The following is a 5,489-nucleotide window of genomic DNA, read 5'->3' on the forward strand; positions in this document are numbered from 1 at the left end:
CCGTTGCCGAAGGCGTTGGGGCGGCTCCAGACGATGCCCAGCGAGCGCAGCCCCGCGACGTGCAGCACGTCTAGCATGGCAAGCTCGGGATCGATCGCCTCGACGCCTTCGATATGGAACACCGCCGCGATCGAGCCCTTCGCCATCGCCTCGCGCACGTCACCGGCGCTGCGGCAGACGGTCAGCGCGCCTGCCCGCTCCAGCCTAAACAGGATCGAGGCCATGCCGATGGTCGATGTGACCGCCTCGGCACGCGGCAGCTCCGGCGGCAGGGGTTCGTTGTCGCTCGGCGCCGGCGGCACGGCGCTGCGCTTGGTCTTCTGGATCGGCGGCGGGAAGATCGCGAACATGCCGCCGGCAAAGCCACCCTCTTTTGCGCGGGGCAGGTCGATATGGCCGCCCGGCGTGCCTTCGATGAACAGCTTTTCGACATCCGCTTCCTTCGACTGGTAGAGCCTGAGCAGCGTGTCGTTGTGGCCGTCGAAGACGGGGATGAGGTCGGTTGCGGTCATCAGGAGGCCATTGGCTTGAGGTGGCGGGCCGCGGACGGCGAATGCGCCCGCGGACGATACCTCTACTTAGGCAAGATGGCTAAATCGCGCAAATGCCAGACCGGCGCTTGGATTTGTGGCTGCCGACCCAAAGGGGCGGCGACTACTGCTTCAGCACGTCGGCCCATTCCGGATGGCGGCGGAACTGGGCGTTGGCGAACGGGCAGAGCGGGATGATCTTCTTGCCGGCCGCGCGCGCGTCCTCGACGGCGCGGGTGACGAGGCGAAGCCCCGCGCCCTGGCCGCGAAACACGTCCGGCACCTCGGTGTGGTCGATGATGAGCTGGTGCTCGCCGATCTTGGTGAAGGTCATCTCGGCCTCGGCGCCGCCGGGCCCGCGCAGAACATAGCGGCCCTTGGAGCCGCGATCCTCCAGTTCGATCTCGGGCAATTGATCAGCCATTGCTCACGCTCCCTTCAACCGGCAAGGCGGCGAAGAACCGCCGCGCCGCCTCGATTTCGTTCGGCCGCACCTCGTGCCCACCATCGTGCCATTCCACTGTGACATCGGCGCCATCGGCGCGCAAATAGGCCTCCAGCCGTGACGTCAGGCTGGGCGGACAGATCGGATCGCGTTTGCCGGCCGTGATCAGCATATGGCGGCCGGCAAGGCTGCCTTTCACCTGCGGCTCGAACGGGATCAGCGGATGCATCAACGCCGCCGCGTCGAGCAGGCCTGGCTGCGCAAAAGCCACCGAGGCCAGGATGTTGGCGCCGTTGGAATAGCCGAGCCCGAGAACTGCCGAGGGTTTCGCCGCCTCGACATGCGCCTTCATAAAGCCGGCGATCTTGCCGGTCGCCCGCGCGAGGTCGTCCATGTCATAGACGCCCTCGCCGGTGCGGCGGAAGAAGCGCGCGGCGCCCTGCTCCGACACGTCGCCGCGCGGCGACACGATGGTTGCCGAGGGCAGAAGCTCGCGCCCCAGCGATATCAGCTGGTTCTCATCGCCTCCTGTGCCGTGGAAAACGAACAGCAGCGGGCTGCCCGGCGAACCGGGCAGCAGCTTGTGGAAGTAGGCATCCTTGCTCATGGCTCAGTCTTCCAGCTTCTGCAGGTGCTGTTCGAGATAGGGCCGCAGGTGCTGGTGCTGCGTCGGCAACTTCAGCGCCTCGCCGAGATGGGCGGTGTCCTCGTCGCGGTTGAAGCCCGGCTCGTTGGTCGCCACCTCGAACAGCACGCCGCCCGGCGTGCGGAAATAGATCGCCCAGAAATAGTCGCGGTCGATCACCGGTGTCACGCCGTAGCCCGTATCGACCAGCGCCTTGCGGACCTCGAGCTGCCTGGCGCGATCCTCGACCGCGAATGCGACATGGTGGACCGAGCCGGCGCCGAGATTGGCGAAGCCGGCACCCGGCAACGATTCGATGTCGACCACATCGGCGCCATTGCCGTTCTTGATCGCCAGCCGGCGGATATTGCCGGACTTGTCGACCTCCTCGTAGCCCATGAACTTCAGCAACTCCTCGGTGGCGCCGCCGTCCTTCAGCCTCAGGGCGACCGAGTGAAAACCGCGGATCGCCTCGTCGGTCGGGACCCCGCCCTTCACCCAGGGCGCTCGGCTATCGGACCTGTCCTCGACCAGCGCAAAACCGTCGCCGTCGGGACCGGCGAAGTTGAGCCGCTTCTCACCGAAGCTCTCCGTGCGGGAAACGCCGCTCACGCCTTCGTCGGCGAAGCGCTTTTCCCAATAGGCAAGCGTGCCTTCGGGCACCGAATAGACCGTGGTGCCAACCTCGCCCACCCCATGCCGGCCCTTGCCGATATTGGGGAACGGGAAATAGGTCATCACCGAACCCGGCGTGCCGACCTCGTCGGCATAGTAGAGATGGTAGACGTCGGGCGCGTCGAAATTGACGGTCTTCTTGACCCGGCGCAGGCCGAGTTTCCTGGTGAAGAATTCATTGTTCAGGCGTGCATCGCTGGCCATCGAGGTCACGTGATGCAGGCCCTTGATCTGGTCGAGCATTGTCTTGCTCCTTCCTTTTTGGCTGGTGCGGCCCTCGCCGCTGTCCACGCCAATATGAGGATCGGCACGGCCGCGGCAAAGGACGCAAACACAGAATGGACTGTGCTGTAAAAGTGAACAATATCGCACTGTTTGTTCACCAATCAATAGATGGGCAGGGGCCTTGCGCGGCGGCCTGAATTCGGCTCCATGAGCGGCGTGCCGGATAAGGAGCAAGCGCGTGGCCAGCAAGAGCGGACGCCCCAACATTCTCCTGATCACATGCGACCAGTGGCGCGGCGATTGCCTCTCCGCCGCCGGTCATCCCGTGGTGAAAACGCCGAATGCCGACGCGCTTGCCGCCGAGGGCGTCCTGTTTCGCCGGCACTATGGCGGCGCGGCCCCTTGCTCGCCGGCGCGCGCCTGCCTCTATACCGGCCTCTATCAGATGAACAACCGCGTCTGCCGCAACGGCACGCCGCTGGATGCCCGCCACGGCAACATCGCGCTTGCCGCCCGGGCGCTTGGCTATGACCCGACGCTTTTCGGCTATACCGACGTCTCGCTCGATCCGCGCCTGCTTTCACCCGGCGACCCCAGGCTGAGAACCTATGAGGGCGTCCTGCCCGGCTTCACGGTGCGCCAATTCCTGCCCGAGCATCAGAAGCCTTGGCTATCCTGGCTGCGGGCCCAAGGCATCGACGTCAGTGCCGGCCATCCGGACATCCACCGCCCGGTTGGCGAACCGAGCGACCCCGTGTCCAATGCGCCACCCGTTTACTCGCAGGACCAGACGCCGACGGCTTTCCTCGCTGGTGAGTTCATCCGCTGGCTGGGCGAGCAGGAGCGCGGCGCGCCCTGGTTCGCGCATCTCTCTTTCATCAGCCCGCACCCGCCCTTCATCGTGCCTGGGCCCTACAACACCATGTATGATCCGGCCGACGGTCCCGCTTTCAGTCGCGCCGGGCGCTGGCAGGCCGAGGCCGAGAGCCACCCTTACCTCGCTTACGATCTCGACTGCCGGATGCGGCAGAACTTCCGCCCCGGCGCCGAAGGCAGGGTGCGCGACTGGGGCGAGGACAATATCCGCGCCATCCGGGCCATCTATTACGGCATGATCTCCGAAGTCGACGCGCAACTCGGACGCCTTTGGCAGGCGCTCAAGGCGGCGACAGCCTGGGACGAGACCGTGATCGCGCTGACCTCCGACCACGCCGAGATGATGGGCGAGCATTTCATGCTCGGCAAGGGCGGCTTCTTCGACGGCAGCTACCACATCCCGCTGATCATCCGCGACCCGCGCCTGGGCCATGCGACCGGCGGCAAGGTCGACTGCTTCAGCGAAGCCGTCGATATCCTGCCGACCCTGCTCGATCTCCTCGGCGAGGATCCGCCACCGCACCTCGACGGCCGCTCACTGAAACCGTTCCTGGAAGGCGGCGCGCCGCGCGACTGGCGCGACGCCGCGCGTTGGGAATTCGATTTCCGCTCGGTGGCCGACGGCGAGGCCGAGCGCCACTTCGGCATCGGCTCGCGCCAGTGCAACCTCGCCGTCATCCGTTCGAACGACTTCAAATATGTGCATTTCGGCGGCGGCCTGCCGCCGTTGCTGTTCGATCTTGCGAGGGACCCGGGCGAACTGACCAACGTCGCCAACGATCCTGCCTATCTCGCGGTCCGACTGCAATTTGCTGAAAGGCTGCTGGCCTGGCGGGCCGAGCATCTCGACCAGTCGCTGGCGCTGGCGGAGCTAACGGAGGATGGCGTGGTTGGATATGTGAATAGGCAGTAGGCAGTAGAAAAGCTTGCTTCCCTACTGCCTACCGCCCAACTCCCATTGCCTTTACTTCACTATCATCCTCTGCTGGTCCCGCTGTTCGGCGTAGCTGCCCTTGTCATAGGCCGCCTGCGCTTCGAGCTGTTCCTTGGTGAAGGTGGTGTAGAGGTACTTCTTGCCGTCCTTGTCGGTCATGAATTTGAGGTTGTCCATGCCGACAGCGACTTCCTTTTCGCCGATGCCGAGGAAGCCGCCGACATCGACGATCACCGCGTCCGGCTTGTTGTCGGGCGTCAGCACGACATCGCCGATCTCGCCGACCTGGACATCGTTGGCGCCGTAGACGGTCGTCCCTTTCAGGTCGTCGCCCCGGATCTCGCCGACCGGCATCTCCGTCAGCGTCGACTTATCGATTGCCGCGGTCTGTGTCGGGTCGGTTGCCTTGGCGTCAGGCGCAGGAGCGGCCGGGGCCTCGGCTGTCTTGTCCATCGGCGCCGGAGCGGTCGCAGTCGGAGCCGCGGCCTTCGGGACCTCGGTCGACGCTGTGGTTGCCGGCGCCGGATCGTAGGCCTTGCGGTTGAAGTCCGGCTGCGCCTGCAGCTCTTCCTTCGTGGTCTCGGCGACCAGCCAGCGATCGCCGTTCTTTTCGGCCCACTTGGCCTTGGCGAAGTCAAAGGCGACGTTCTTTTCGCCTATGCCGAGGAAGCCGCCAACGCCGATGACGAGCGCCTCGGCCTTGCCGTCCTTGGTGAGAACGATGTCATTGACGTCGCCGATGTTCTGCGCGTCGTCGGCTGTGCCATTGTAGACGGATTCGCCGATTATGTTGGTGGCGAGGTTGCCATCTGCCTTCTTCACCGGTTCAGCCGGCGCGGCATTCATATCGACAGGCTTCTGCGCGCCAGTGCCGTCCGTCGTGGTCGACGGCGCCTGCGCTGTCGTGTCGGTCTGAGCAGCCGGTGCCGGATCATACGGCTTCCTGTCGAAGTCCGGCAGGGCCGTCAGGGCTTCCTTCGTCGTCTCGGCGACAAGCCAGCGGTCGCCGTTCTTCTCGACCCATTGCAGCTTGTCGTAGTCGAAGGCGACGTCCTTGGCTCCTATGCCAAGGAAACCGCCAACGCCGATGATGGCGGATTTCGCCTTGCCGGTCTCGTCAAAGACGACATCACTGACCTTGCCGATATCCTGGGCATCGTCGGCCGTGCCGTTATAGAC

At 65.0% G+C, this 5,489-nt stretch carries 6 protein-coding genes; 1 reads left to right on the forward strand and 5 read right to left on the reverse strand.

All coding sequences use genetic code 11. The annotated features are described in order from the left end of the window. The 4 genes from EN745_RS28960 to EN745_RS28975 all read right to left on the reverse strand — a co-directional run. The coding region (locus EN745_RS28960; protein WP_189363190.1) for a membrane dipeptidase at positions 1 to 512 on the reverse strand (512 nt) is incomplete at its 3' end. A gap of 142 nt (positions 513 to 654) precedes the next feature. Next, a complete protein-coding gene (locus EN745_RS28965; RefSeq protein WP_027166574.1) occupies positions 655 to 954 on the reverse strand; it encodes a GNAT family N-acetyltransferase in 300 nt (99 codons plus the stop codon). Further along, positions 947 to 1,582, reverse strand: coding sequence for an alpha/beta hydrolase (locus EN745_RS28970; RefSeq protein WP_126058007.1), 636 nt, complete (start codon positions 1,580 to 1,582; stop codon positions 947 to 949). The genes EN745_RS28965 and EN745_RS28970 overlap by 8 nt, the downstream gene beginning before the upstream one ends. A gap of 3 nt (positions 1,583 to 1,585) precedes the next feature. Further along, positions 1,586 to 2,518 (reverse strand): VOC family protein, encoded by a 933-nt coding sequence (locus tag EN745_RS28975; RefSeq protein WP_126058006.1) that lies wholly within the window; start codon positions 2,516 to 2,518, stop codon positions 1,586 to 1,588. 220 nt (positions 2,519 to 2,738) lie between these two features. Between EN745_RS28975 and EN745_RS28980 the strand changes: the two genes are divergently transcribed. Beyond that, positions 2,739 to 4,289, forward strand: coding sequence for an alkaline phosphatase family protein (locus EN745_RS28980; protein WP_126058005.1), 1,551 nt, complete (start codon positions 2,739 to 2,741; stop codon positions 4,287 to 4,289). A gap of 51 nt (positions 4,290 to 4,340) precedes the next feature. Here EN745_RS28980 and EN745_RS28985 read toward each other — a convergent pair. Next, the coding region (locus EN745_RS28985) for a PRC-barrel domain-containing protein (protein WP_145992182.1) at positions 4,341 to 5,489 on the reverse strand (1,149 nt) is incomplete at its 5' end.

The organism is Mesorhizobium sp. M4A.F.Ca.ET.022.05.2.1 (assembly GCF_003998845.1).
Classification (GTDB): Bacteria; Pseudomonadota; Alphaproteobacteria; order Rhizobiales; family Rhizobiaceae; genus Mesorhizobium.